At 64.7% G+C, this 22,428-nt stretch carries 20 protein-coding genes; 10 read left to right on the plus strand and 10 right to left on the minus strand.

The genetic code is table 11. From position 1 onward, the window contains the following. Nucleotides 1–41: 41 nt before the first annotated feature. The 6 genes from PD284_RS12285 (at nucleotide 42) to PD284_RS12310 (ending at nucleotide 6,235) form a co-directional block, all read left to right on the plus strand. Nucleotides 42–305 carry a hypothetical protein gene (locus PD284_RS12285; RefSeq protein WP_274628478.1) on the plus strand — a complete coding sequence of 88 codons (264 nt, stop codon included), beginning with the start codon at nucleotides 42–44 and terminating at the stop codon, nucleotides 303–305. 207 nt (nucleotides 306–512) lie between these two features. Then, entirely contained in the window at nucleotides 513–1,952 is a 1,440-nt protein-coding gene (locus PD284_RS12290; protein ID WP_274630620.1) for a UbiA family prenyltransferase, read from the plus strand. Continuing rightward, entirely contained in the window at nucleotides 1,949–3,298 is a 1,350-nt protein-coding gene (locus tag PD284_RS12295; protein WP_274628479.1) for an FAD-binding oxidoreductase, read from the plus strand. The genes PD284_RS12290 and PD284_RS12295 overlap by 4 nt, the downstream gene beginning before the upstream one ends. 29 nt (nucleotides 3,299–3,327) lie before the next feature. Further along, on the plus strand, nucleotides 3,328–3,756 hold the full coding sequence (locus PD284_RS12300) for an EamA family transporter (protein ID WP_274628480.1): 429 nt from the start codon (nucleotides 3,328–3,330) through the stop codon (nucleotides 3,754–3,756). Next, entirely contained in the window at nucleotides 3,753–4,760 is a 1,008-nt protein-coding gene (locus PD284_RS12305; protein ID WP_274628481.1) for an NAD-dependent epimerase/dehydratase family protein, read from the plus strand. Before PD284_RS12300 ends, PD284_RS12305 begins: the two co-directional genes overlap by 4 nt. A gap of 74 nt (nucleotides 4,761–4,834) precedes the next feature. Further along, on the plus strand, nucleotides 4,835–6,235 hold the full coding sequence (locus PD284_RS12310) for an aspartate aminotransferase family protein (protein ID WP_274630621.1): 1,401 nt from the start codon (nucleotides 4,835–4,837) through the stop codon (nucleotides 6,233–6,235). A gap of 68 nt (nucleotides 6,236–6,303) precedes the next feature. On the opposite strand, the gene PD284_RS12315 is transcribed toward PD284_RS12310, so the two are convergent. Beyond that, nucleotides 6,304–8,049, minus strand: a complete 1,746-nt coding sequence (locus tag PD284_RS12315; protein WP_274628482.1) for a hypothetical protein — start codon at nucleotides 8,047–8,049, stop codon at nucleotides 6,304–6,306. Between the two features lie 211 nt (nucleotides 8,050–8,260). Here PD284_RS12315 and PD284_RS12320 point away from each other — a divergent pair, with 211 nt between their 5' ends. Both PD284_RS12320 and PD284_RS12325 read left to right on the plus strand, forming a co-directional pair. Next, entirely contained in the window at nucleotides 8,261–10,822 is a 2,562-nt protein-coding gene (locus PD284_RS12320; protein WP_274628483.1) for a GcvT family protein, read from the plus strand. Between the two features lie 112 nt (nucleotides 10,823–10,934). Continuing rightward, nucleotides 10,935–11,783: a DUF1194 domain-containing protein gene (locus PD284_RS12325; protein WP_274628484.1), complete on the plus strand. Its 849-nt coding sequence runs from the start codon at nucleotides 10,935–10,937 to the stop codon at nucleotides 11,781–11,783. Nucleotides 11,784–11,814: 31 nt separating this feature from the next. On the opposite strand, the gene PD284_RS12330 is transcribed toward PD284_RS12325, so the two are convergent. Next, entirely contained in the window at nucleotides 11,815–13,047 is a 1,233-nt protein-coding gene (locus PD284_RS12330) for a hypothetical protein (protein WP_274628485.1), read from the minus strand. Between the two features lie 163 nt (nucleotides 13,048–13,210). Between PD284_RS12330 and PD284_RS12335 the strand changes: the two genes are divergently transcribed. Beyond that, nucleotides 13,211–14,296: a Gfo/Idh/MocA family protein gene (locus PD284_RS12335; RefSeq protein ID WP_274628486.1), complete on the plus strand. Its 1,086-nt coding sequence runs from the start codon at nucleotides 13,211–13,213 to the stop codon at nucleotides 14,294–14,296. Here the strand turns inward: PD284_RS12335 and PD284_RS12340 are convergent. From PD284_RS12340 to PD284_RS12355, 4 genes are all read right to left on the minus strand, one after another. Beyond that, nucleotides 14,256–15,440: a Gfo/Idh/MocA family protein gene (locus PD284_RS12340; protein WP_274628487.1), complete on the minus strand. Its 1,185-nt coding sequence runs from the start codon at nucleotides 15,438–15,440 to the stop codon at nucleotides 14,256–14,258. The genes PD284_RS12335 and PD284_RS12340 overlap by 41 nt on opposite strands. 66 nt (nucleotides 15,441–15,506) lie before the next feature. Continuing rightward, nucleotides 15,507–16,445, minus strand: coding sequence for a GlxA family transcriptional regulator (locus PD284_RS12345; protein WP_411956201.1), 939 nt, complete (start codon nucleotides 16,443–16,445; stop codon nucleotides 15,507–15,509). A gap of 304 nt (nucleotides 16,446–16,749) precedes the next feature. Next, nucleotides 16,750–16,890, minus strand: a complete 141-nt coding sequence (locus PD284_RS12350) for a hypothetical protein (RefSeq protein ID WP_274628488.1) — start codon at nucleotides 16,888–16,890, stop codon at nucleotides 16,750–16,752. A 327-nt stretch (nucleotides 16,891–17,217) separates the two neighbouring features. Then, a complete protein-coding gene (locus PD284_RS12355) occupies nucleotides 17,218–17,403 on the minus strand; it encodes a hypothetical protein (protein ID WP_274628489.1) in 186 nt (61 codons plus the stop codon). A gap of 232 nt (nucleotides 17,404–17,635) precedes the next feature. Here PD284_RS12355 and PD284_RS12360 point away from each other — a divergent pair, with 232 nt between their 5' ends. Then, nucleotides 17,636–18,535 carry a LysR substrate-binding domain-containing protein gene (locus PD284_RS12360; RefSeq protein ID WP_274628490.1) on the plus strand — a complete coding sequence of 300 codons (900 nt, stop codon included), beginning with the start codon at nucleotides 17,636–17,638 and terminating at the stop codon, nucleotides 18,533–18,535. Nucleotides 18,536–18,577: 42 nt separating this feature from the next. On the opposite strand, the gene PD284_RS12365 is transcribed toward PD284_RS12360, so the two are convergent. The 4 genes from PD284_RS12365 to PD284_RS12380 form a co-directional block, all read right to left on the minus strand. Beyond that, nucleotides 18,578–19,537, minus strand: coding sequence for an alpha/beta hydrolase (locus PD284_RS12365; RefSeq protein WP_274628491.1), 960 nt, complete (start codon nucleotides 19,535–19,537; stop codon nucleotides 18,578–18,580). A gap of 109 nt (nucleotides 19,538–19,646) precedes the next feature. Next, complete coding sequence (locus tag PD284_RS12370) at nucleotides 19,647–19,814, minus strand: hypothetical protein (protein WP_274628492.1); 168 nt, start codon at nucleotides 19,812–19,814, stop codon at nucleotides 19,647–19,649. Nucleotides 19,815–19,989: 175 nt separating this feature from the next. Then, nucleotides 19,990–22,098 carry an ASKHA domain-containing protein gene (locus PD284_RS12375; protein WP_274628493.1) on the minus strand — a complete coding sequence of 703 codons (2,109 nt, stop codon included), beginning with the start codon at nucleotides 22,096–22,098 and terminating at the stop codon, nucleotides 19,990–19,992. Beyond that, nucleotides 22,095–22,427, minus strand: a complete 333-nt coding sequence (locus PD284_RS12380) for a hypothetical protein (protein ID WP_274628494.1) — start codon at nucleotides 22,425–22,427, stop codon at nucleotides 22,095–22,097. The genes PD284_RS12375 and PD284_RS12380 overlap by 4 nt, the downstream gene beginning before the upstream one ends. Between the last annotated feature and the right edge of the window lies 1 nt (nucleotide 22,428).

Consider the following 22,428-nt stretch of genomic DNA (forward strand, 5'->3'; position numbering starts at 1 on the left):
TTGCAACGGCAACAGAGGCGGTGGCGACACCGGTAACGGCAATGAAGAAGTTCCTGATCGGGCTTGCTGCGCTTGTGGCTGCGGCAAATTCTGCGATGTCGGCGACCGCCGTCAATCGGGACAGCGAGCCGCGCACGATCATGGTCACGGAGGGCGGCAGCAAGTCGGAACTGTCGCTGGCGGCGGGCGAGACGGTCGAGTTCTGCAGCGGCGGCTGCTTCGTTACCTTGCCCAACGGAGATCGCGAGGCGCTCACGGGATCGGAGACCATCGAGATCCAGAACGGCGTCGCGCGCGTCAAGTAGCCCTCGCCTCCATCCACGTAAAGAAGGCCGGACGGTTGTCCGGCCTTTTGCGTTTCTCGATAAGGTTGCGTTAAGGCTGTCGGCCGAAAAGCGCTTGCAGCGAAAGCAACAGTGCGCAGGTTAAATCTTCGCTGACTCGAGTTCGCTATACCGCGCGGCAAGGGCGCCGGGACCATGGGCAGAGGCGTCAAGCAGGGCGCGGGCCACATGGACGTATTATCGGACAGGAAGACGATTCCGCTTGCGGTCGATCTCGACGGTACGCTGATTGCGACGGACCTCCTGTGGGAGGGCCTTTTCCTGCTGCTCAGGAGAAATCCACTCCTTTTCTTCATGGTCCCGTTCTGGATGCTGCAGGGACCGGCGCGGCTGAAGCAGGAGATTGCGGCGCGCGTCGACATCGACCCTGCGACGTTGCCCTACCGGGACGCCGTCCTCCAACGCATTCGACGGGAGCGCGCAGCGGGCCGGCAGGTTATTCTCGCCACCGGCACGCCCCGCAGGTTCGCCGAGGCGATCGCCGCGCATCTCGGCCTGTTCGATCAGGTGATGGCGACCGACGGCCTTCACAACCTCACTTCCGAACGCAAGCGCGCGACGCTGTGCGAGGCCTTCGGCGACGGCGGCTTCGACTACGCCGGCAACAGCAGGCACGACCTGAAGGTTTTTGACGCCGCGCGCGAAGCGATTGTCGTGGCGCCCGACAGGGCGGCCGCCCGCTGGCAATCGGCGAACCGCGCGGAATTGCTGGAGACGCCCAAACCGACGCTGCGCACCGTCCTCAAGATGTTGCGCGTACACCAGTGGCTGAAGAATGTCCTGATCGCCGTCCCGGTCGTGCTGTCGCACGAATATGCGAACATGGCGATCGTGTGGGCGGCGATGCTCGCATTCATCTCATTCAGCGCGACTGCATCCGCGGTCTACATCGTCAACGATTTTTTTGATCTCACGCTCGACCGCAAGCACGCGACAAAGCGCAACCGGCCCTTCGCCAGCGGCCTTTTGTCGATGAAGTTCGGGCTGATCTCGGCAATGGTGCTACTGGCGATCAGTGTCGGCACGGCGCTGCTGCTGCCGCCGCTCTTCCTCGCCGCGCTCGGCGTCTACTTCGCCTGCACCACCGCCTATTCGCTGGCGATCAAGCGGATGCTGCTGCTCGACGTGCTGATGCTGGCGGGGCTCTACACGATGCGTATCATCGCCGGCGCGGCGGCGACGGGCATGGATGTATCGTTCTGGCTGCTTGCCTTCTCGATCTTCTTCTTTCTCTCGCTGGCGCTGGTGAAGCGCTACGTCGAGCTGCGCGCCACCGCACTCGATCCCAAACAGCGGATCGCTGGCCGTGGTTATCGGCCGGAGGACGAAGACATCATCGCGCAGGCCGGCATGGCCTCCGCCTTCTCCTCGGCGCTGGTCTTGGCGCTCTACATCGACAGCGACGCGGTGCGCGAGCAATACGCCCATCCCTACATGATGTGGCCGCTGGCGCCGATCGTGCTCTATCTCACCATGCGCATCTGGATCCTCGCGCGGCGCGACGAGATGCATGACGATCCGGTCGTCTTCATCACGAGAGACTGGCGCAGTCAGCTCGTGGCGCTGTTTGGCGCGCTGCTCATTGTCTGCGCAGTGATCGCGCCATGAGCGAGAACTACGAGAGCTTCGGGCGCTTCGCGTCGCCGGCGAGGCATGGACTGTCGTCGCAGTGGGCGATTGCGCGGTTGATGGCGGGCGAGGCGGAGCCGAATTCGCTGCTCGCCTATGGAAACGGCCGCAGCTACGGCGATTCCTGCCTCAATCCCCGAGGCCTCGCGGTGGACATGAGAGACCTCAACCGGATTCTCGAGTTCGATGCCGAGACCGGGATACTCAGGGTGGAGGCCGGCGCGCTCCTGTCCGACGTGATCGCCCAGGTGGCGCCGCGCGGGTGTTTCCCGCCTGCCGTTCCCGGAACGCAGCACGTGACAATCGGCGGCGCTATCGCCAACGATGTGCACGGCAAGAACCATCACCGCCGCGGCACGTTCGGCGCGCACGTCCGGAGCTTCAAGCTGCTGCGCTCGGATGGCCGCGTCCGCGACTGCTCCAGGAGCCAGAACCCCGATCTGTTTGCAGCCACCATCGGCGGCATGGGCCTTACCGGGCTGATCCTCTCGGCCGAGATATCCATGATGCGGGTCACGTCAGTCGACGTGGCCGAGCGCGTCACCGCGTTTCGGACCCTCGACGCCTATTTCGAACTCGCGGAGGCGGCTGATCAGGACAACGAATACGCCGTCGCCTGGATCGATCAGCTGGCGACGGGCTACGGTTTCGGACGCGGGCTACTGCTGGCGGGAAACCACGCCGAGACCGGCCGCTATGAGGCGCCGCAAAAGGCGGCGCGACTATCGGTACCGTTCACGCCGCCGTTCACGGTCCTCAACCAGCCGTTCCTGAAGGTGTTCAACACGGCCTACCGGCTGGCCAAGGGCCGCGCGGCGGGCACCCGGATCTCGGACTTCCGCTCCTTCTTCTTTCCCCTGGACGGGGTCGGCAACTGGAACAGGCTCTACGGCCCGCGTGGGCTGCACCAGCACCAGAGCGTCATCCCCTTCGAGGCCGCGCCGCAAACCATACCGGCCATGCTCGCCGCGACGCAGAAGGCGGGGCAGGGCTCCTTTCTCACCGTGCTGAAGCGGTTCGGCGCTGTCGCTTCGCCGGGCATCCTGTCGTTTCCGCGGCCGGGTTACACGCTGACGCTCGACTTCCCGCATCGCGGCGAGCGCACGCTTGCGCTGCTGGCCGAACTGGACCGCATGACTGTCGCGGCCGGAGGAGCGGTCAACCCCTACAAGGATGCCCGCATGAGCGAGCACACCTTTGCGGCGTCGTTTCCGCAATGGCGCAAGCTCCAGGCCCTGCGGGACCCCGCGTTCAGTTCGGGCTTCTGGGAGCGCACAGCCTGCCGTCTGGCGAGAGACGACGGCCACAAGGTCGCGGCGGCATAGGAACAGGAAGGGCCGGAGATGGCAAATACATGAAATACATCGTCTTTATTCTCTTCACGGTGATGACGAACGCGGCCGCCCAGCTGATGCTCAAGCACGGGATGATGTCGCTGGGACCGATCTCGTTCGAAGGCGTCAACCCGGTCGTCAAGCTGCTGCAGATCGTGTTCAGCCCCTGGGTGTTCCTGGGCCTGTGCACCTTCGTCATCTCGATGGCGTCGCATCTCTATGTCCTGTCCAAGGTCGAGCTCTCCTTCGCCTATCCGTTCCTCAGCCTTGCCTATGTCGCGGTGGCCGTGTTCGCCTATTTCGTCTTCCGCGAGGACCTGAACGCCTGGCGCATCGCCGGCATCGGCTTCATCTGCGTCGGCACCATCCTGATCGCACAGGGCGGCAGCGGCCATGTCGAGGCATCCCCTTCCCAAGAATCCATCCAGACGAGTGAGCTAGCCCGATGAGACACATCATTTTTGGCGGCGACGGGTTTGTCGGTCGCCACCTTGCCCCGAAACTTCTGGCCGACGGACAGGAAGTGGTGGTCGCCGACATCGCCAAGAGCGACCTGGCTCATTACCGCAGCGTCCGCCATGTTCCGACGGACGTCACGGATCCGGCCTCCGTGGCCGCCGTGGGCATCAAACCCGACGACATGGTCTACAACCTGTCGGCCAAGATGCTGTCGCCGCTCCAGGTGCGGACGAAGCGCCACGAGTTCTTCTATCCCGTCAACTATGACGGCACGAAGCACATCATCGAGGCGATGGACAAGGCCGGCGCGCCGAAGCTCGTCCACTACACGACCGACATGATCTACGGCCACACGCTCACCTATCCGATGACCGAGGAGCATCCCGTCGCTCCGCTCGGCGAATACGGGATGTCGAAGTGGGAGACGGAGCAACTGGCGCATCAGTGGCGCGAGCGCGGCATGCGCATCTCGCTGTTCCGGCCGCGCCTGATCATCGGCCCCGGCCGTCTTGGCATCCTTGAGAAGCTGTTCAAGCTCATCGACTGGAACCTGCCCGTGCCGATGATCGGGTCCGGCAGGAACCCCTACCAGTTCATTTCGGTGTTCGACTGCGCGGAGGCGGCGCGCCTTGCGTGGCTCGGCGGCGTGCCGAACGAGGCCTACAATCTCGGCTCCCTCAATCCGCCGCCGGTCCGCAAGCTGCTCGGCGACCTCATCCGCCATGCCGGTTCGAAGTCGATCCTGATCCCGACGCCGGGCTGGGCGGTGAAGCGCACGCTCGACCTGCTCGACCTCATGAACATGCCGATCATGGATCCGGAGCAGTATCTGATCGCCGACGAGGAATGCGTGCTCGACGTGTCGAAGGGCAAGCGCGACCTCGGCTGGGTGCCGCAATACCGCGACGAAGACATGCTGATCGCCGCCTACACCGAATACCGTGCGAAAAAGGAAGGCCGTTCCGGCTCTCCCGCGCACGTGCCCGCCGAATAGGAGTCCTGTCGATGAACGTGATGACCAAACCGGAAGCGGGCGCCGTTCTGAATGCGCCTGGCGTCGGCCACAATATGCTGGCGAAGCCCAACCTGCTGACTGTCGATGACGCCAAGAAGATGGACGTCGCCCGGATGACGGACCTGTTCAAGGACCACATCAACCCCGGCCAGCTGCATTTCATGAAGCTGCTCGGCTTCAACAAGGTGAAGGTCGAGCGCGCCGAGGGAATGCACTACTTCGACCAGAACGGCAGAAAGATCCTCGATTTCTTCGGCGGGTTCGGCTCGCTGGCCCTCGGCCACAACCATCCCAGGATCCTGAACGCGCGCCAGCGCTTCCAGGACGAGAAGCGGCACGAGATCGCCATCGCCTTCATGTCGCAATATGCCTCGGCGCTCGCCTACAATCTGGCTCAGGTCTCGCCGGGCGATCTGGACATGGTGTTCCTGGGCTCGACCGGCTCCGAGGCGATGGAAGCGGCGGTGAAGGTCGCCGAACGCGCGGCCGGCCCGAAGCGTCCCAAGATCGTCTATGCCGAGAACTCGTTCCACGGGAAAACCAAGGGCGTGCTGTCGCTGACCGACAGCCCGCTCTACCGCGGCGAATTCAAGCTGGTCGGCAACAACGTGAAGGTGCCGTTCGGCGACATCGACGCGATCGAGAACGCCTTCCGCTCCGATCCCGAGATCGGCGTCATCGTGCTGGAGACTGTGCAGGGCGGCGGCGGCATCATCCAGGCCGACAAGGCGTTCTGGCAGAAGCTCAGGGCGCTATGCGACCAGTACGGCGTGCTGTGGGTGGCCGACGAGGTGCAATGCGGCGTGGGGCGGACCGGCCGCTTCTACGCATTCGAGCATTATGACGTGGTGCCGGACGTGACCGCGCTGGCCAAATCGCTCGGCGGCGGCAAGACGGCAATGGCCGCGATGATCGCCAGGCGCGGCGTCTACATGAAGGCCTACGGCACCCCGAAGACGGCGATGATCCATGCGCAGGCGACCTTCGGCGGCATCGGCGAGGCCTGCGTCACGGCGATTGAAACCCTCAACATCCTCTATGACGAGGGGCTGATCGACAATTCGGCGGCGACCGGCGAGTATCTGCTCCAGCGGCTGCAGGAGCTTCAGGCGAAGCACCCCAAGCTGGTCAAGGAGGTGCGTGGCAAGGGCCTGATGATCGGGCTGGAGTTCCACGACTTCTCGCAGACGCTGCCGATGGTGCTGCGGCCGGTGGTCAGCGTGCTGGACGACAAGCTGAAGGGTTCGCTCTCGGGCTTCGTGGGCGCACTGCTCTTGCGCGACTACGGCATGCTGGTCGCCTTCACCGAGTACAACCGCAACGTCATCCGTCTCGAGCCGCCGCTTACCTGCTCGCGCGAGGACGTCGACCAGTTCGTCAACGCCTTCGACGACCTGCTGTCGCGCGGCATCGTGGCCATCGTGAAGGACTTCGTGAAGAGCCAGGTGAGGTAGGCCAGACCCACGTCAGCTGAGATATCGAAGGCCGGGCCACGCGCCCGGCCTTTTCGTTCCTTCGCAGGTCAGTCAACCAGCTCAGCCAGTCTCGGATGGACGAACGCGTCGTAGCAGGCGTCAAGCTTTATCCGCTTGTGGGTCGTCAGGGCCGACGCGTACATCTCGTACAGCATCGCATTGGCCGTCGTCGGAGGACAGGTCGGGTAGAGCACCAGATCGGTCGCGCTGACCGCCGCCTCTTCCTCCGATCCCGGATCGGGGACGGCTCGGGTCGGATCGGCGCCGATCGCAATGTGAAGCGGCGCCGAGCGGTCCATCAGCCATGGGAACGGGTTGACGAAGTTCAGCGACATGATGGTCTCGAAGCGAACGTCTTTTGCCGCCTCCAGGGCGCGGATGGAGCTGATGGCGCGGTCGATGCCGATCAGGTGGGTCACCTGGAAATCGAACTCCGAGTAGAAGACGGGCGACGGCAGCACCTCGGCGCCGGTGAGGTCCTCGTAGAGGTCGCGGTGCTGCGGATAGAAACCCATCATCGCCGTCACGCGGCGCTCCACCTCGTCGCGCATGTTGATGCTGCCGAGCGTCTTGAGGTTCTGATGCTGGAGCGCCAGGTTCTTCGCCGCGCCGACATAGGTGCGCGCCGCGCGCTCGACGACGGCGACGGCGGGGGGCAGGGCGGCGGCCGCGGCGAGCGCGAAGACCGTGATCATCAGCTTCGGCTTCGCCATCAAGGCTCCCGAACGCAGCAGGACCGCAAGCAGCACCGGCCACAGGAAGATCAGCGCCTGGCTGCCGGTGTTCTGCGTCTCGAAGAAGATGCCGGCCGCGAGTACGGCTGCGAGCCACAGGCCGTGGTGATCGAACAGGACGCCGACGTCGGCCGGGCGGCGCGTGCGCCATGCGGTCGCCGCGCGCTGCAGGAGAAGCCCGCGATCGGCCCACAAGAGCAGCAGGCCGAGTGCCGCGGCGGGCAGGATGATCCCGAAATTGTTGGACATCGACTGCAGGAAGCGCGGCAACAGCGAGCCGCTGTTCATCTCGACCAACTGGCCGATGTCGGCGAGGTAGTGGCTGACGATGCCTGTGGAGAGTTCGAGGCCGCCAAGCACAACGGCGAAGGCGAGCGCCGAGGCGACTGCATGCCTGAGCGGCACCCGGCCGGCCAGGAAGGCGAAGACGACGATCGATACGGCGGCGACGAAACCGGTGATCTTGAGGAAGAAGAGAGCGGTCATGGCGACCGCGATGATGGAGGCCAGCAGCCAGCGGTTCTTGACGAAGAGGAGCGCCGCCACCAGCACGTAGAGGACCTGGCAGACTTGGCGGTTGTAGATGCCGAAGCCGTCGGAGCCGGGGTAAGGATAGAATTCCCGCGTATTGAACGGCAGCAGCGCGAAGATCAGGAACGGGAGGAGCAGCGCAAGCGCGGTGACGCGGGAGCGCTGATCGATCTGCCACACCACCAGCGCCATGAGGGGCGCGGTCAGGACCAGCAGCGACCAGTGGGCGATCAGCGTCGGCTGGGCACCTGGAAACAGCGTGAGCCATCCTGCGAAGATGTAGTATCCGAGCGGGCCAACGGGCGTGAAGAAGTCGAGGACGGGCGCCTGACCGTCGAAGATGCGGTTCGCCGCATCATAGTAGATCATCACGTCCCAATACATCGGGCCGATCGGCGCCGAGAGCGGCACGGCGAGGAGCAGGCAGACGAGCACGCCAGCCAGCGCCAGCAGCGCCTGCGGCGACAACAGCATTCGGCCAAGTCCGGCTTTCTGCCGGCTGCCCGCACGATCGAGCGAGATGCTCATGTAAGGCTCCCCTGCCACGCAACCGCGCATTCCTACCAGCCACATGACGGAAATTCGTTAACGCTGCGAAGTGACGTGTTGTTAAGGTTGATGGTGGACGCCCGCGCGCTCCCATCCCGTCGCGCGGCTTTTTCGCAATGTCGCAAACAGGCTGCAATCGCGCTGCGGCTCTCTATAGTCTGCGCGCCAAATCATCGTGGAGTCGCGGGCAATGGCAGAGTTTCCGGGGAAGGCGAGGGTCGTCATCATCGGGCTGGGCGGGATCGTTGGCGCATCGGTTGCGCATCACCTGATCGAGCGCGGATGGGACGATATCGTCGGTATCGACAAGTCCGGCATCCCGACCGACATCGGCTCGACGGCGCACGCCTCGGACTTCTGCTACATGACCAGCCACGACTTCCTGTCGTGCTGGACGTCGCTCTACTCCATCGACTTCTATGACAAGCTCGGTCACTACGAGCGGACGGGCGGGCTCGAGGTCGCTCGCGTCGGCGACGATCAGCGCATGGACGAAATCAAGCGCAAGGTCGCCTCGGCGAAGGCCTTCGGAACACGCGCGCGGCTCATCGATCCGGCGGAGATCAAGCAGAAATTCCCTCTGATCGAGGAAAGCGTCATCCAGGGCGGGCTGTGGGACCCCGATGCCGGCCTTGTCATCCCGCGTTCGCAGACGGTCGCCGGCAAGCTGGTGGACGAGGGCGTGGCTGCCGGCAAGTTGCAGGCCTTCGCGAATACATCGGCGACGTCGCTGGTCATCGAGAACGGCCGCATCAAGGGTGTGGTGACCGACCGCGGGACGATCCATGCCGATTATGTGGTCGTCTGCGCCGGCCTGTGGGGCCGCCTGATCGCGGAAATGGCGGGCGAGGATTTGCCGGTCATGCCGATCGACCATCCGCTGACCTTCTTCGGGCCGTACACGGAGTTTGCCGGCACCGGCAAGGAGATCGGATATCCGCTGCTCCGTGACCAGGGCAACTCGGCCTACATGCGCGACACCGGCGACCCGACGACCTCGGAAGGCGGGATGATCGAGTGGGGCTATTACGAAGAGAAGAACCCGCGCCTCGTCCACCCGCGCGATTTGCTCGAAAAGCACCAGGCGCGGCTGTCGCCGTCGCAGCGTGATCTCGACATGGAGCAGATCCTCGAGCCGCTGGAACGCGCCATCGAACTGACGCCGATCCTCGGGGAACTGGGCTACGACGAACGGCGCTCGTTCAACGGCCTGCTGCAGGTGACAGCCGATGGCGGTCCGTCGATCGGCGAAAGCCAGAAGGTGAGGGGGCTTTGGTATGCCCTGGCCATCTGGGTGAAGGACGCGCCCGGCATGGGCAAGCTGGTCGCCGACTGGATGACCGACGGACGCACACCCATCGACCACGCGAGGATCGACTACTCCCGATTCTATCCGCACCAGTTGGAGGAGGACTTCGTAGCCGGTCGCTGCAGCGAGGCCGCACAGAAAGTCTATAATCCGGCGGTTCATCCGCGCGAGCCCTACGCAACGGGGCGCAATGTTCGCCGCTCGCCCTTCTACGAGCGTGAGAAGGAACTCGGCGGTCATTTCATGGAACTCGGCGGCTGGGAGCGCGCGCACGGCTACGCCGCCAACGAGCACCTGCTTGAGAAGTACGGCGACCGCGTGCCGGTCCGGACAAACGAGTGGGACCACCGCCATTTCTGGCGCGTCTCCAACGCCGAGCATCTCGCCATGAGCGAGGATTGCGGCATCGTGAACCTCTCGCACTTCTACATGTTCGACGTCGAGGGGCCGGACCACGTCGCGCTGATGGAATGGTTGTGCGCGGCAAGGATCGGCGGCGACGCCAATATCGGCAAGGGCATCTACACGCACTTCCTCGACGACGAGGGCATGGTGCGCGCCGACCTGACCGTCATCCGGATGGCCGACCGCTGCCGGGTGATCGACGGGGCGGACGCCGGGCCGCGCGACTTTCACTATGTGAAGCGGGTGGCCGAGGACAAAGGCTTCGACGTAAGTATCACCGATGTCACGGAAAAGTTCGTCACCATCGGCATCTGGGGCCCCAATGCGCGCGCGACATTGCAGAAGGTCGTTGACGAGCCTGCCGGGCTTTCGCCCGAAAACTTTCCTTTCGCTGCGATCAAACCGCTCAGGATCGGGGGCAGGGACGTGACCGCCTTCCGCATCTCATATGTCGGCGAGCAGGGGTGGGAACTGCACATGCGCTACGAGGACGGGCTGGCCGTCTGGGACGCACTGCGCGCGACGGGAGTGATGGCCTTCGGCGTCGAGACCTATGCGAACAGCCGCCGCATGGAAAAAAGCCTGCGCCTGCAGAACGCGGATCTGCTCACCGAGTACAATCTGCTGGAGGCGGACCTGCAGCGGCCGAAGGTCAAGGAAGCGGACTTCCGCGGCAAGGCGAAGCATCTTGAACATCGCGCCCGGCCGCATCAGCCGGCAATGCTGTGCACGCTGACGCTGGAGCAGAACGTCGATTCCAGGGGCGTCGCGCGCTATCCGGTCGGCATCTGTCCGATCCTCGACCCGGCGACCGGTGAGACGCTGGTGGATTCGCTCGGGCGGCGCTCTTTCACGACATCGATGGCCTTCGGCCCCACCATCGGCAAGACGATCATGCTCGCCTACCTGCCGCACGACAGAGCGGAGAAAGGCAACACGTTCGAGATCGAGTACTTTGGCGAGCGCTATCCGGTGAGGGTGGCGGGCGTCGGTTACGAGCCGCTCTATGACCCGGAGAACCTGAAGCCGCGAAGCTGAGCCGCCGCCCTTGGCCTAGGCCGGCGCGGCGCCCGCAAGCGGGAAAAGACCCGACGCCGCGCGAACGCATCCGGGGCTTCCGCGGGAGGCGAATCTCGCTTACCTTGCTCTCATGTCTCGTCGGGCAAGCGCATGGCGGGGAGTCTTGGGCGGCGTCGCCCTGGCGCCGATCCTGTACTTCGCGCCCGGTGCATCCGCGGTGGAGCCGGTCGACGTGGAGCTGGTACTCGCCGTCGATGTGTCGCTTTCCATGTCCCCCAGCGAACTGGAGATCCAGCGCCACGGCTATGCTGCCGCGCTGACCGACCAGCAGGTGATCGATGCCATCGCCGCGGGCGGCTACGGCAAGATCGCAATCACCTATTTCGAATGGGCAGGCTCGACCTCCCAGCGGGTGATCGTGCCGTGGACAGTCATTGAAAGCCGACAGGATGCCGAGGCGGTCGCGGCGAAACTCACGGCCGCGCCGTCAAACAGCGCGCGTCGCACGTCGATCTCGAGCGCCATCGATTTTGGCGTCGACCTGTTCGCCGAGACCAATTATCGGGGGACGAAGCGTGTCATCGACATTTCCGGCGATGGGCCGAACAATCAGGGGCCGCAGGTCGACCTGTCGCGCGACCTCGCCGTGGCACAGGGTATCGTCATCAACGGCCTGCCGCTGATGACCAATGGCGGACTCACCAGCGCCTACGATGTGGACGATCTCGATCTCTACTACACGGATTGCGTGATCGGCGGGCCGGGCGCTTTCATGATCCCCGTCAACGACTGGGAACAGTTCCCCGAAGCGGTGCGTCGCAAGCTGGTCCTCGAGCTCGCTGGCGCCAACGCGCCGATATGGGTGTCCGGCGAAGCGGGCAGCCCTCAGGTCATCTTTGCGCAGCACCGCCTGCGCTATGATTGTCTCGCTGGCGAAAAGCTGTGGCGCGACCGCAGCTGGATGTGGGACAGCCGCTGAACGTGGCGCGCGGGACCGCGACCAGCTCGTTTCAGAGCGGGTCGCGCATGTCGATCAGCGGTTCGACATCGCGCATCGAGAGGTAGTTCGGGATCCCCTTCTTGGTGGCCTGCGGGCTGGCGGCCATGTCGAACAGCTTGTCTCCGAACGCTGCCTTGTACTTCTGGACCCTGAGATAGCTCTCGAAGTTCTTGTTGAGGACCCAGTCGGGTTCGACGACCCGCGCTCCCCGCGCTGCCTCGGACCGCTTGAAGGCGGCCACTGCGCGTTCGATCTCCTGCAGCGGGAGGTCGACGGACTCGAAGTTGACGATCTCCTCACGCAGAGCGGCGAAGAAAGCGGCGTCGGCCTGCGCCCTTACGCCGGTCAGATGCTCTCCCGCCTTCGGGATCAGGTCGTCCACGAAGTAGTCCGCCATCCGCTGGGCGGTCGACGTTCCCGGCTGAAGCGGAGCGCTCTCCTTCGGGTCGACGAAGGTCTTTGACAGCGGGAAGGCCGGGTCCGGTGTCGCGGGACATTCGAAGTGCATGAAGTTGGGCTGGTCCGGAGGCTGACCGGGAGGAGCCTGCAGGTTCAGCACAAGGATCTCCAGCGGCGAGATCGCTCGGGCGAAGTTGATCATGGTGATCGTCTTGTAGCCCTGGGACAATTCGGACGAGTCCGTCGTGTCGTCATCATAGTAGCAGACACGGCCTGCGCCGCCGGCGACCAGTTCCTCGCGGACGAAGGCCGGGGACATCGGCGTCACGCGATGGCGGATCCGGCCGAAGGTGGCGATCGCGGCGAGGTTCGAGATGAACCTGCCCATGTCGGGGTCGTTGCAGCCGCGGTCCGTCAACCTCTTCGTCGCTTCGGCCATCGCGGGGGGATTGAGGGCCCTGATAGCGTCACGGTTGATGGAAACGGGGCCAAGCGCCTTCGGGATGCGTGACAGGAGAACGCCCATGCCCGTCATGAAGCTCGTGCCGGGCGGCAGCTTCTCGCCCCTGACGAAGAGCAGGTTGTAGGCCCCGTAGGTGTTGTACATGGTCTCGCGGATACCGGCGAGGTTGTCCGGTGTGTGACCCGGGCAGAGCTTGTCCAGTTCGTTGAGGTATTCGAAGCCGAGAGCGTAGGCGATCGGTTGGTCGACCGGCAGGCTAAAATGTGTCTCGAACTCACCCTTCAATATCCCGATGAGCGCGGCCTGGAGCTGCTGGTCGAACTGGGCCGACGCCGGGCCACACGCCATTACCATCAGCAGGAGAAGAACCAGTCTGCGCATGACCTTGCCCTCAGCTCCGTCCAGGCTGATCGAACGCCGTCCGGATGAGCGGCACAAGTCGGCTATTCGAGGTAGTCGAGGTCGGCGACGCCCCTGCTTGCAGGCGATGCCGGGCGATTGCAGCGTCAATCCTCTCTTAGGCGGACCGGCCTATGGTCGTGCGATGCAGGACACCGATATTCGCACATTGCAACCGCAATCGACGCGCCCTTTCACCTGGGGCATCGTGGGGGCCGGCGTGATCGCACGGCAGTTCGCGGCCGATCTTGGCAGTATCGCGGGGATGCGCGTCGGCGCGGTGTGCTCGCGAAGCGAGGCGTCCGCGGTGCGCCTGATGCGCGCCACGGGTGCGACACGATTCCATCAGGAACTGGCGGCTCTGCTGACCGACACGACGATCGACGGCGTCTACATCGCCACGCCGAACTCGCTTCATGCGCCGCAGGCTCTGCAGACGCTTGCCGCCGGCAAGCCGGTGCTGGTGGAGAAGCCGCTGGCGACGTCGGCCGCGGACGCGGCTCGCATCGCAGAGATGGCGAAGGCGAGCGGCTGCTTCGCCATGGAGGCGTTGTGGACGCGTTTCCTGCCAGCGGTCGCGGCGGTCCGGGACATGATCTCCACGGGGACGATCGGCGAGATCGAACGCATCGAGGCGGAACTCGCCTATCGCAAGCAAGAGAGCGCCGACGGGCGGTTCTTCGATCCCGCGCTCGGCGGAGGCTCCGCGCTGGATCTCGGCGTCTATCCGCTGTCGCTGGCGCTCCACCTGCTCGGGCTGCCAGACCGGCATTCCGGGCGCTGGTGGCCAGCCAAGAGCGGCGTCGACCTGCGCTGCGAGTTCAAGCTAGCTTTCGGCCAGGCGAAGGCGGCGCTCTCCTGCGGCTTCGATCGCAACGGGCACAACAGCTTTACGATCCTTGGCTCCCGCGGCGCCATCCGCCTGGAGCAGCCTTTTCTCAAGGCACAAAGGGTGACGGTGTTCGGCAAGAGCGTGCGCGACCTTCCGCTGGTTGGCGCAAGAACTCCAGTCTCCGGCATCGCGGCGAAGCTGCTTGCGCGCTTGCCGCTGCCGGGGCGCAAGGCCGAAAGCTATCGCTTTGCAGTCAACGGACTCCAGTTCGAGGCGGCGGCCGTCATGGAAGCGGTGCGGCGCGGCGCGCGGCAGTCCGACGTCATGCCGCTCGACCACAGCGTGGCCGTGCTGGAGATCATCGACGCGGTGCTTGGACGGCCGCCAGAGCGGGGCTGAAAGTCGACCTGACTTCATAGGGGGCGGCCTGCTCTCCCGCGCCGGAAAGCGCCAACGCCAGTTCGGCGATGTGCAGCGCCACATCCCCGGAAAAGAATGGCGCGCCGCCGTTGGCGATCGCCTTGGCCTGGGCGGCGACGCCACGAGAAAAATCGATCTGCGACGGAAACGCCGGCAGTTGCGCGCGCGGCGTCTCGACCGGCAAGGCAAGACGTCTTCCGGGGCGCGGCCTGAGATGCAGGACGTTTGCCAACCGGCGCTCGATGCGGCCGCGAACCTTGTCGGCGATGGAGCGGGGCGCGCCGGCCTTTTCCAGGTAGACCGGGGAGTGGTGATCCCAAAGATCGCGCACCAGGATCGTACCGGCGTCGCCAAGGATGGTCAGCGAGCGGTCGCGCGGTGCGGCAAGCCCGCAGGTCAACCGCGCGACTGCGCCGGAGGCGAATTTCAGGCAGCCGACGGAGAAGTCGGGACCCATGGCGAGATGCCTGGTTCCTTCGCCCTTGTCGGGGAAGGTGAGCGAGGAGAAGGCAGTCAGGGTCTCTACCGGTCCGAGCAGCGAGGTGAGCCAGGACAGGGCATAGCCCGCATGTTCCAGCGTGCAGCCGATCTCGAACTCGTGCAGGCCGGGCCATCTTGCGCCGGAAAGCGAGCGCCAGACCTTCCACCTGTCGCGAAAGACGGCGCCGTCCTCCAGTTCCGCATAGGCGAGGCGGGGCGTACCGATGTCACCGGCGGCAATCGCCGCAGCGACGGCCGTATGAGCCGGGCTCAGGGCGTTGGCGGGAGCCGCGGCGAGGCAGAGGTCCTTTTCCGCCGCAAACCGCACCAGCGCCTCCGCCTCTTCCCGATGCATGGCGAGAGGCTTTTCGGAATAGACGTGCTTGCCCTTGTCGAGCGCGCGCCGGGAGATCTCGTAGTGGCTTTCGGGATTGGTCAGATTGACGACGATGTCGACCCGGCTATCGTCGAGCACGGCGTCCAGCGAGGGGTATCCGGGAACCGAGTAGAAGGCGCAAAACCGCTGGAGTTCTGCCGGCGCCCGGTCGTACACGCCGATGAGCTTCAGCTCAGGGTGGTTGGACAGCGTGGTCTTGTAGTAATCGGCGACGAAACCCGTGCCGACAAACGCGATGCCCGTCATGAAAGTCTCCGTAGCCTCGACGCCACGGATAGCCCCACGGGCTTTCGTTTTGGTGAATCTGGCGCCTCAGGCGGCCAGCAACTGCTTGCGGTCCAGGCGCTCCTGCTGTGGCGAACGGGCGTAGAGCTCGCGGTAGCATTTTGAGAAATGCGAGGCGGAGACGAAGCCGCAGGCGACAGCGACATCCACTACCGGCATGGACGACTGGACAAGCAGGTGGCGGGCGCGGTCGAGCCGGATCTCAAGGTAGTAGCGGGCCGGCGACCGTCCCATCTCCTGCCGGAACAGCCGTTCGATCTGCCGGCGCGACAGCCCGACACGGTCGGCGATCTCGATGAGCGACAGCGGCTCCGAAAGGTTCGCCTCCATGCGCTCGATAATGGACAGAACCTTGCCGTTCTGCACGCCGAGCCGCGCCCGCAGCGGCAGGCGCTGGCGGTCAGTCGGGCTGCGCACGCGGTCGGTTAGCACCTGCTCGCAGACGCGGTTCACGAGATTGTCGTCGAAATCGTCGCCGATCAGCTTCAGCATCATGTCCAGCGCCGCGGTGCCGCCGGCGCACGTGTAGATGTTCTGGTCCACCTCAAAGAGGTCGGCGAAGACGTTGGCCTTGGGGAACGTCTCGGAGAAACCCGGCAGATTCTCCCAGTGGATGGCGCAGCGCTTGTTGGCTAGCAATCCGGCGGAGGCGAGCACATAGGCGCCGGTGCACAGACCGCCGATGCCGACGCCGCGGTTGTACTCCTCCCGCAGCCAGGCAAACACAGAGCGATTGTGATAGGTCTCGACGTTGACGCCGCTGCAGACGATGACCATGGAGGGCCGCTCAGGGCCCGCCATCTTGCGGCGCTCATCTTCCAGCGAGCCGTTCGCCGCGCATTCCACGCCGTTTGACGCATTCACAGGGCGGCCGTCCAGGCTCGCCAGCCTCCATTTGTAGGCCTCATAGCCGAGCATGCGGTTGGCGATGCGCAACGGCTCAAGGGCCGTCGCGAAAGCGACCATGGTGAAGTCAGGAATCAGAAAAAATACCAGCGATCGCTTGATCGGGTGCCTGTGCGCGGTCAACCTGCCTGCCCTCACGTCAACTGCTGTCGCGAAGAGGATGTCGCGAATAGCAAAGTTCACATCAGCTAGCACCAGTCTTGTCAACGGATTTCGCGTGGGACGGTGTCAATTCTGCGCCCCGATCGACACCGATCCGCCGGCGACGCCGCAAGCTGGCGCCAAAAAAAGCGCCGCCCTGGCTTTCGCGAGGTCGGCGCGGGCGGCCGCTGGGAGGAGGTGCGGCCTACTACTGTGAATTGGGTCAGCGAATGAGAACGCCAAGGCGCACCGCGGCGACCGCCCCGGTCTGACCCGGCATGGTCCTGCTCAGGCGCTGGCGCTCCAGGCTGGTGGTGAGATTCGCCGCACTGCGGCTGCCGAACAGGCGCGCAAAAAGGTTCATGACACGTCTCCATGCATCAGAGTTACACGGGGTGCCTTCGCTGTATCAGGAGTGGGGCATCTCGTTGGATGACCCGCATATAGTGAGGCTCGTGCGGTCCATCAGCGCCAAAAGCGAAGCGGTCCATTGAAAATGCGACACAGGGTCGGTGCGCGCTTGTGGCAAGAGCCGAAAAGTTCTGGTTTTACAATGAGATGAACAAAATGTCGCAGCTATGCGGATTGTTCATGAACGTCATGCGGGCGACGCATGCCTGACCATCATCGTGGAACAGCCTGCCGGCGCCGCGGGTAGGGACCGGCAGGCTGTCATTGGTCGGCCGCACGATCAGCGGCCTCCCGCCCAGGTGCCGATCCCGGGGCGGCGGGGGGTGCGGGTTTCGAAGGCGTCGGGCCAGCCGATGTCCTTCTGCAACTCGATCGGCAGGTCGCGGATCGCGCGTTCGGTGAGGTAGCGGGCGCGGGCTGCGCTATAGTCGTGCACGATGCGCTCGATGGTCGACAACATAGACATGATCGCTTCCTTCCTCGTCATTTGCCGGGCTGCCCGGTCACCGACTTCGGTGGGGCAGTCGCAGGCTCAGGCTTTCAGCTTCGCATCGCACAACCGGTCGGTTTCTTCGAATGCATCTGCGCCGGGTGGGGCGACACGTCCTTGCGACGCTGTTGACTATGGGGTGAATCTGATGTTCAATCAAACGAAATCAAATGATGATGTCGATCAAGATTTTTGAATAGAGGCCGCCATGAACGCGCCATTGAACCACCCGCTGCCCCTGCTCGATCTGGACGTGCTCAGAACCTTTACGGCGATTGCTGAAACCGGAAGTTTCACCACCGCAGCCAATGCGGTGTTCCGTACGCCGTCCGCGGTGTCGATGCAGATCAAGAAGCTCGAGGACATCCTCGGGCGCGCCGTGTTTTCGCGCGATGCGCGCTCGGTGACGCTGACGACCGACGGCGAGATGCTGCTCGGCTATGCAAGGCGTCTGCTGGCGATCAACCGCGAGGCGGTGTCGAAGTTCATCATTCCCGACATCGTCGGCGTGGTGCGGCTGGGCTCTCCGGACGACTACGGAGAGCGCGTGCTGCCGCAGGTGCTGAAGCGCTTTGCGCAGTCGCACCCGGCCATCGCGGTCGACGTCACCATTGACCAGAGCGCCAATCTGCGCCGGCGCATGGACGACCGGGCGCTGGACCTGACGCTGCTGACCAACTCCTACAAGTCCAGCGCGCTGTCCGCCGAGGTCCTGCTGACCGAGCCGATCGTATGGGCCGGGGCCAAGGGCGGCTGCGCGCATATGCGCGAGCCGTTGCCGGTTTCGCTGTGGGAGGAAGGATGTGCATGGCGGGCAGGCGCGCTTGAGGCGCTGGGCCGGGAAGGGCGCAACTACCGGGTCGCCTATATGAGCGCGCACACCGCCGGACAGCGTGCCGCCATCATGGCGGATCTTGCGGTGGCCCCGCTGCCAAAATCTTTCCTCGGCAACGAAATGGTGGAACTTGGCCAGAAGGACGGCATGCCGGACATCGGCAGCTACAACATCGCCATGATCGTCGCACCGGACGCCAGTGCGCCGGTGAAGGCGGTGGCGGACCATATCCGTACGACCTTCGAGGTGTTCAAGGAGACGGGAAAGTTTTAGGGCGGGCGGCCTCCCGCGTCCTGCCCCGCCCATGCGCCGCGATCATCCGGCAGGCTCAGCCTGGGGAATGGGCAACGGGCCAGGAACGGCATCGGGGTGCGGAAGCGGGGCGGCGGCGAGATAGGCCACGATCCCATCCCTCGCACGCCGGGCTTCCGGCATGTCGATCAGCGTCCAGACGTGGAACATGCCCTTCTCGACGACCAGTTCCACCTCGACGCCGGCCTTTCGCGCCTTCTCCGCGAAACTGACGGTGTCGGGATAGAGCAGATCGCGCGTGCCGGTCAGGATCAGCGTCGGCGGCAGCGCGGCGAGGTTGCCGAAGACCGGGCTGATGCGCCAGTCCGTGCGCGCCAGGCCTGCGCTGTAGTGGCGGATCGCCTCGAGCCCCCCGGCAATGCCCAGCCAGGGGTCCACCTTCTCGACCTCGTAGGCCGCGGGATTCTCGAGCGAGACGTCGAGACATGGAGAGATGAGGACATGGCGCGAGGGGAGCGCCATGCCGCGCTCGGCGGCCATCATGGTGAGGACGACCGCCATGTTGCCGCCGGCCGAATCGCCCATAAACAGGATGTCGCGGCCGTCGGCATCCTCGAGCATCGCGGCATAGACCTGCATGATCATGCCGAGCATGGCGTGGATGTCGTGCTGTGGCGCGATCGGATAGATCGGCACCGTGATGCGGACGCCGAGGCGCTCCGACATCTCTGCGATCAGATTCCAGTGGAAGCGCGTGATTTCAAACACATATGCGCCGCCGTGCAGGTAGAGAATCCGCTGGCCGTTGCGGATCCCGGCGCGTGGCGCGATGTCGTAGACGGGAAAGCCGGCGACATGACGCTGGCGGATGTCGAGGCGCTTCGCCAGGGCTGGAGGAGGGCGGTGATCCTCGGTCCGGCGCGCCGCCGCGATCCAGCGGTTCAGCTCCGCTGCGCTGGTGAAAGCCTTCTTGCGGGTGCGGCGAAGGACGAAGGCGACGAGGTGGCTCTTGAGACTGGGCATGATCGCTTCGCGGGAAATCCCTGGACGAACTGTTCCCCCACGAAGCGAGAATGTGCAGTCGGCTCAGCAAAATCAAGCTGCCCGCGCGGCGGCGGGCATTTCGAGCGCGTCAAAGCTCCCAGGACCGGCTACGCCGCTGCTTCGCCCCGGAACGGCTCGGCGACCAGCGCCAGCCGATATCCTTCTGGACCTCCGGCGGCAGGGTCTCCAGCAGCATTTCCGTACGCCGCCGCGCGCGCGCCTTGGCGAGACGGGCCAATCCACTCAAAAACAGCATAGGCTTGTCCTCCGGTCTGCGGGACTGCGATGCGCTGCCTGGTAGACCGTGAATAAACGCTGACTGTTTCGAGCAAGTGGCGGCGGGTCGCCGATGCCCGTAGTTTACGTTACGTCATGGAAACGTTTGCGTGCAAACGATCCCCGCGCAAAAGCCGGCGCGGGGCCCTTTTTGTTCACGCACGACCGCGCCGTGCCGCCCGTTCTTCACGTGAACGGCGGCGGGGAGCCGTATCGGCGGGAGATCCATCCTCCGAGGCGGCCTTTCGCGGCGGCAGCTTCACCTGCTCGGCCAGCTTCGGAAACGGATCAACCTTGTTCGGCAGCGCCATGGCGTCGATGAAAAGCTGCTGGAAGTGGGGTTCCAGAGCCGTTTCGATCTTCTCGATGCGCATCACCTCCCGTTCGATCTCGCGACGATGATCGCGGTTCAACAGGGCCATCAGCGCTCCGGTGCCCGAGGCGTTGCCCACCGCCTTCACTTCAGCCAGGTCGCAGTCGGGGATCAGGCCCAGCACCATGGCGTATTTCGGGTCGATGAACGAGCCGAAGGCGCCGGCGAAGCGGATGGTGTCGACGTGGTCGATGCCCTGCTTTTCCATCAGAAGCTTGACGCCGGCGTAGAGAGCGGCCTTTGCGAGCTGGATGGCGCGGATGTCGTTCTGGGTGACGGTGATGCGCGGGGCGCCCTCCCGTCCCTCGCGCACCAAGTAGGAGAAGGTGCGCCCGTTCGGGATGATGCGCGGGGTTCTGGCGGAGAGATCGCCATCGATGACGCCGTCCTCGGTGATGATGCCGGAAAGATACATCTCCGCCACGACCTCGATGATGGCGGAGCCGCAGATTCCGGTGACGCCCGTAGCGGCGGCGGCCTCTTCAAAGCCTTCCTCGTCGGACCATCTTTCGGTCCCGATAACGCGGTATTTCGGCTCGAGCGTCTCTGGGTCGATGCGGACCCGCTCGATGGCGCCCGGCGCGGCTCGCTGGCCGGACGAGATTTCCGCGCCCTCGAAGGCCGGGCCGGTGGGGGAGGAGGCGGCGACGACACGGGTGCTGTTGCCAAGCACGATCTCGGCATTGGTGCCGACATCGACGAGCAGCATCATCTTGTCCTGGCGATACGGACCTTCCGACAGCGTCGCGCCGGCGGCGTCCGCACCGACATGGCCGGCGATGCAGGGCAGCGTGTAGAGCCGCGCGCCGCGGCTGACATCGATGTCGATCTCATGCGCCCAGAACTGCAGCGCGCCGGAGACCGCCAGCGCGAACGGCGCCTGGCCGAGCTCGGTCGGATCGATGCCGAGGAACAGGTGGTGCATGATCGGATTGGCGACGAAGACGCAATCGAAGATGTCGTGGCGGTCGACGCCGCCTTCAGCACACACATTCCCGATCAACGTGTTGACGGCCTCGCGGACGGCCTTGGTCATCGCCTCGCGCCCGTCCGGGTTCATCATGACGTAGGAGACGCGGCTCATCAGATCCTCGCCGAAGCGGATCTGCGGGTTGGACGTGCCAGAGGAGGCGGCAATGCGGCCCGACAGCAGCGAGACCAGATGCATTGCGATCGTGGTCGAGCCGATGTCACAGGCGATGCCGTAGGCCTCGTTCTTCAGCCCGGGATACAGCGCGATGATGAAGGGCCGCGCCGATTCCATGTCGCGATGCACGACGGCGGTGACGCCCCACTTGCCTTCGCTGACCTCCGGCTGGTCCGGCAGTTTTGTTCGCAGGATCTTCTGGAGCTGCGGGATCAGGTGAGGGGCGATCAGCAAATCCTTCCAGCCCCAGTCCTTTTCCAGCGCCGCCTTCAGCCGGTCGAGATCGCCGAGCGGCTTGTGCATGTCTGGCTCTTCCACCTCGACATAACAGAGCTGGACGGCGGCGTTGCGCTCGATGTGGCGGTCGACGGCAGCCTTGCGCACCACTTGCGCGTTGATGACGGTATCCTGGGGCACGTCGATGACGAGGTCGCCCTGCACGGTCGCGGAGCAGGAGAGGCGGCGGTGCTCCGGCAGCCCGCGCACGCGCTCGTAGCGCTCTTCCTTCGGCCCCTTGGCGGAGATGTGGTCGTTCGACGAGACGATCTTGTGCTTGGCGAAATTGCCTTCCTGCACCTCGATCTGGCAGCGCCCGCAGGTGGCGCGTCCGCCGCACACGGATTCCACATAGACGCCGAGCGAGCGCGCGGCGTCGAGCAGCGGCGTCCCGACCGGGAACCGCCCCCGTTTGCCCGATGGCATGAAGAGGACGAGGGGGTCGGTAGGGGAAACGGGGGCGTTCATTGGGCAGTCGCAGTGCTGAGTTTCACGGTGATGAAGGCCGCCACAAGGGCGACCGCGAGCATCGCCGAACTGATCCAGAAAAAGGCCCTAGACACTCTGGACTGCACGGCGTGGCTCGTCTTGTTCAAGGCCATGAGCAGCGTGCCTCCGAGCGCCAGTACCGAAAGTCCAACTGCCAGCGGAACGATGTATGCTTTGAGATTAGCACTAAACAACGCGAACTCTGCGGCATCGGCGAACAATGTGTAGCGGGTGATCAGGACGACTGCCGCGAGGATCGCGATCAATCGGAGATGCTTTTTGAAATGACTTAAAAGTCCATTGAACATG

The sequence above is a fragment of the Mesorhizobium shangrilense genome, assembly GCF_028826155.1.
Classification (GTDB): Bacteria; Pseudomonadota; Alphaproteobacteria; order Rhizobiales; family Rhizobiaceae; genus Arvimicrobium; species Arvimicrobium flavum.

What these genes read in the sequence shown, in the direction of transcription:
- PD284_RS12285 (WP_274628478.1), top strand. Translation starts at nt 42, where the DNA reads ATGAAGAAGTTCCTGATCGGGCTTGCTGCGCTTGTGGCTGCGGCAAAT.
- PD284_RS12290 (WP_274630620.1), top strand. Translation starts at nt 513, where the DNA reads ATGGACGTATTATCGGACAGGAAGACGATTCCGCTTGCGGTCGATCTC.
- PD284_RS12295 (WP_274628479.1), top strand. Translation starts at nt 1,949, where the DNA reads ATGAGCGAGAACTACGAGAGCTTCGGGCGCTTCGCGTCGCCGGCGAGG.
- PD284_RS12300 (WP_274628480.1), top strand. Translation starts at nt 3,328, where the DNA reads ATGAAATACATCGTCTTTATTCTCTTCACGGTGATGACGAACGCGGCC.
- PD284_RS12305 (WP_274628481.1), top strand. Translation starts at nt 3,753, where the DNA reads ATGAGACACATCATTTTTGGCGGCGACGGGTTTGTCGGTCGCCACCTT.
- PD284_RS12310 (WP_274630621.1), top strand. Translation starts at nt 4,835, where the DNA reads ATGCTGGCGAAGCCCAACCTGCTGACTGTCGATGACGCCAAGAAGATG.
- PD284_RS12315 (WP_274628482.1), bottom strand. Translation starts at nt 8,049, where the DNA reads ATGAGCATCTCGCTCGATCGTGCGGGCAGCCGGCAGAAAGCCGGACTT.
- PD284_RS12320 (WP_274628483.1), top strand. Translation starts at nt 8,261, where the DNA reads ATGGCAGAGTTTCCGGGGAAGGCGAGGGTCGTCATCATCGGGCTGGGC.
- PD284_RS12325 (WP_274628484.1), top strand. Translation starts at nt 10,935, where the DNA reads ATGTCTCGTCGGGCAAGCGCATGGCGGGGAGTCTTGGGCGGCGTCGCC.
- PD284_RS12330 (WP_274628485.1), bottom strand. Translation starts at nt 13,047, where the DNA reads ATGCGCAGACTGGTTCTTCTCCTGCTGATGGTAATGGCGTGTGGCCCG.
- PD284_RS12335 (WP_274628486.1), top strand. Translation starts at nt 13,211, where the DNA reads ATGCAGGACACCGATATTCGCACATTGCAACCGCAATCGACGCGCCCT.
- PD284_RS12340 (WP_274628487.1), bottom strand. Translation starts at nt 15,440, where the DNA reads ATGACGGGCATCGCGTTTGTCGGCACGGGTTTCGTCGCCGATTACTAC.
- PD284_RS12345 (WP_411956201.1), bottom strand. Translation starts at nt 16,445, where the DNA reads ATGGTCGCTTTCGCGACGGCCCTTGAGCCGTTGCGCATCGCCAACCGC.
- PD284_RS12350 (WP_274628488.1), bottom strand. Translation starts at nt 16,890, where the DNA reads ATGAACCTTTTTGCGCGCCTGTTCGGCAGCCGCAGTGCGGCGAATCTC.
- PD284_RS12355 (WP_274628489.1), bottom strand. Translation starts at nt 17,403, where the DNA reads ATGTCTATGTTGTCGACCATCGAGCGCATCGTGCACGACTATAGCGCA.
- PD284_RS12360 (WP_274628490.1), top strand. Translation starts at nt 17,636, where the DNA reads ATGAACGCGCCATTGAACCACCCGCTGCCCCTGCTCGATCTGGACGTG.
- PD284_RS12365 (WP_274628491.1), bottom strand. Translation starts at nt 19,537, where the DNA reads ATGCCCAGTCTCAAGAGCCACCTCGTCGCCTTCGTCCTTCGCCGCACC.
- PD284_RS12370 (WP_274628492.1), bottom strand. Translation starts at nt 19,814, where the DNA reads ATGCTGTTTTTGAGTGGATTGGCCCGTCTCGCCAAGGCGCGCGCGCGG.
- PD284_RS12375 (WP_274628493.1), bottom strand. Translation starts at nt 22,098, where the DNA reads ATGAACGCCCCCGTTTCCCCTACCGACCCCCTCGTCCTCTTCATGCCA.
- PD284_RS12380 (WP_274628494.1), bottom strand. Translation starts at nt 22,427, where the DNA reads ATGTTCAATGGACTTTTAAGTCATTTCAAAAAGCATCTCCGATTGATC.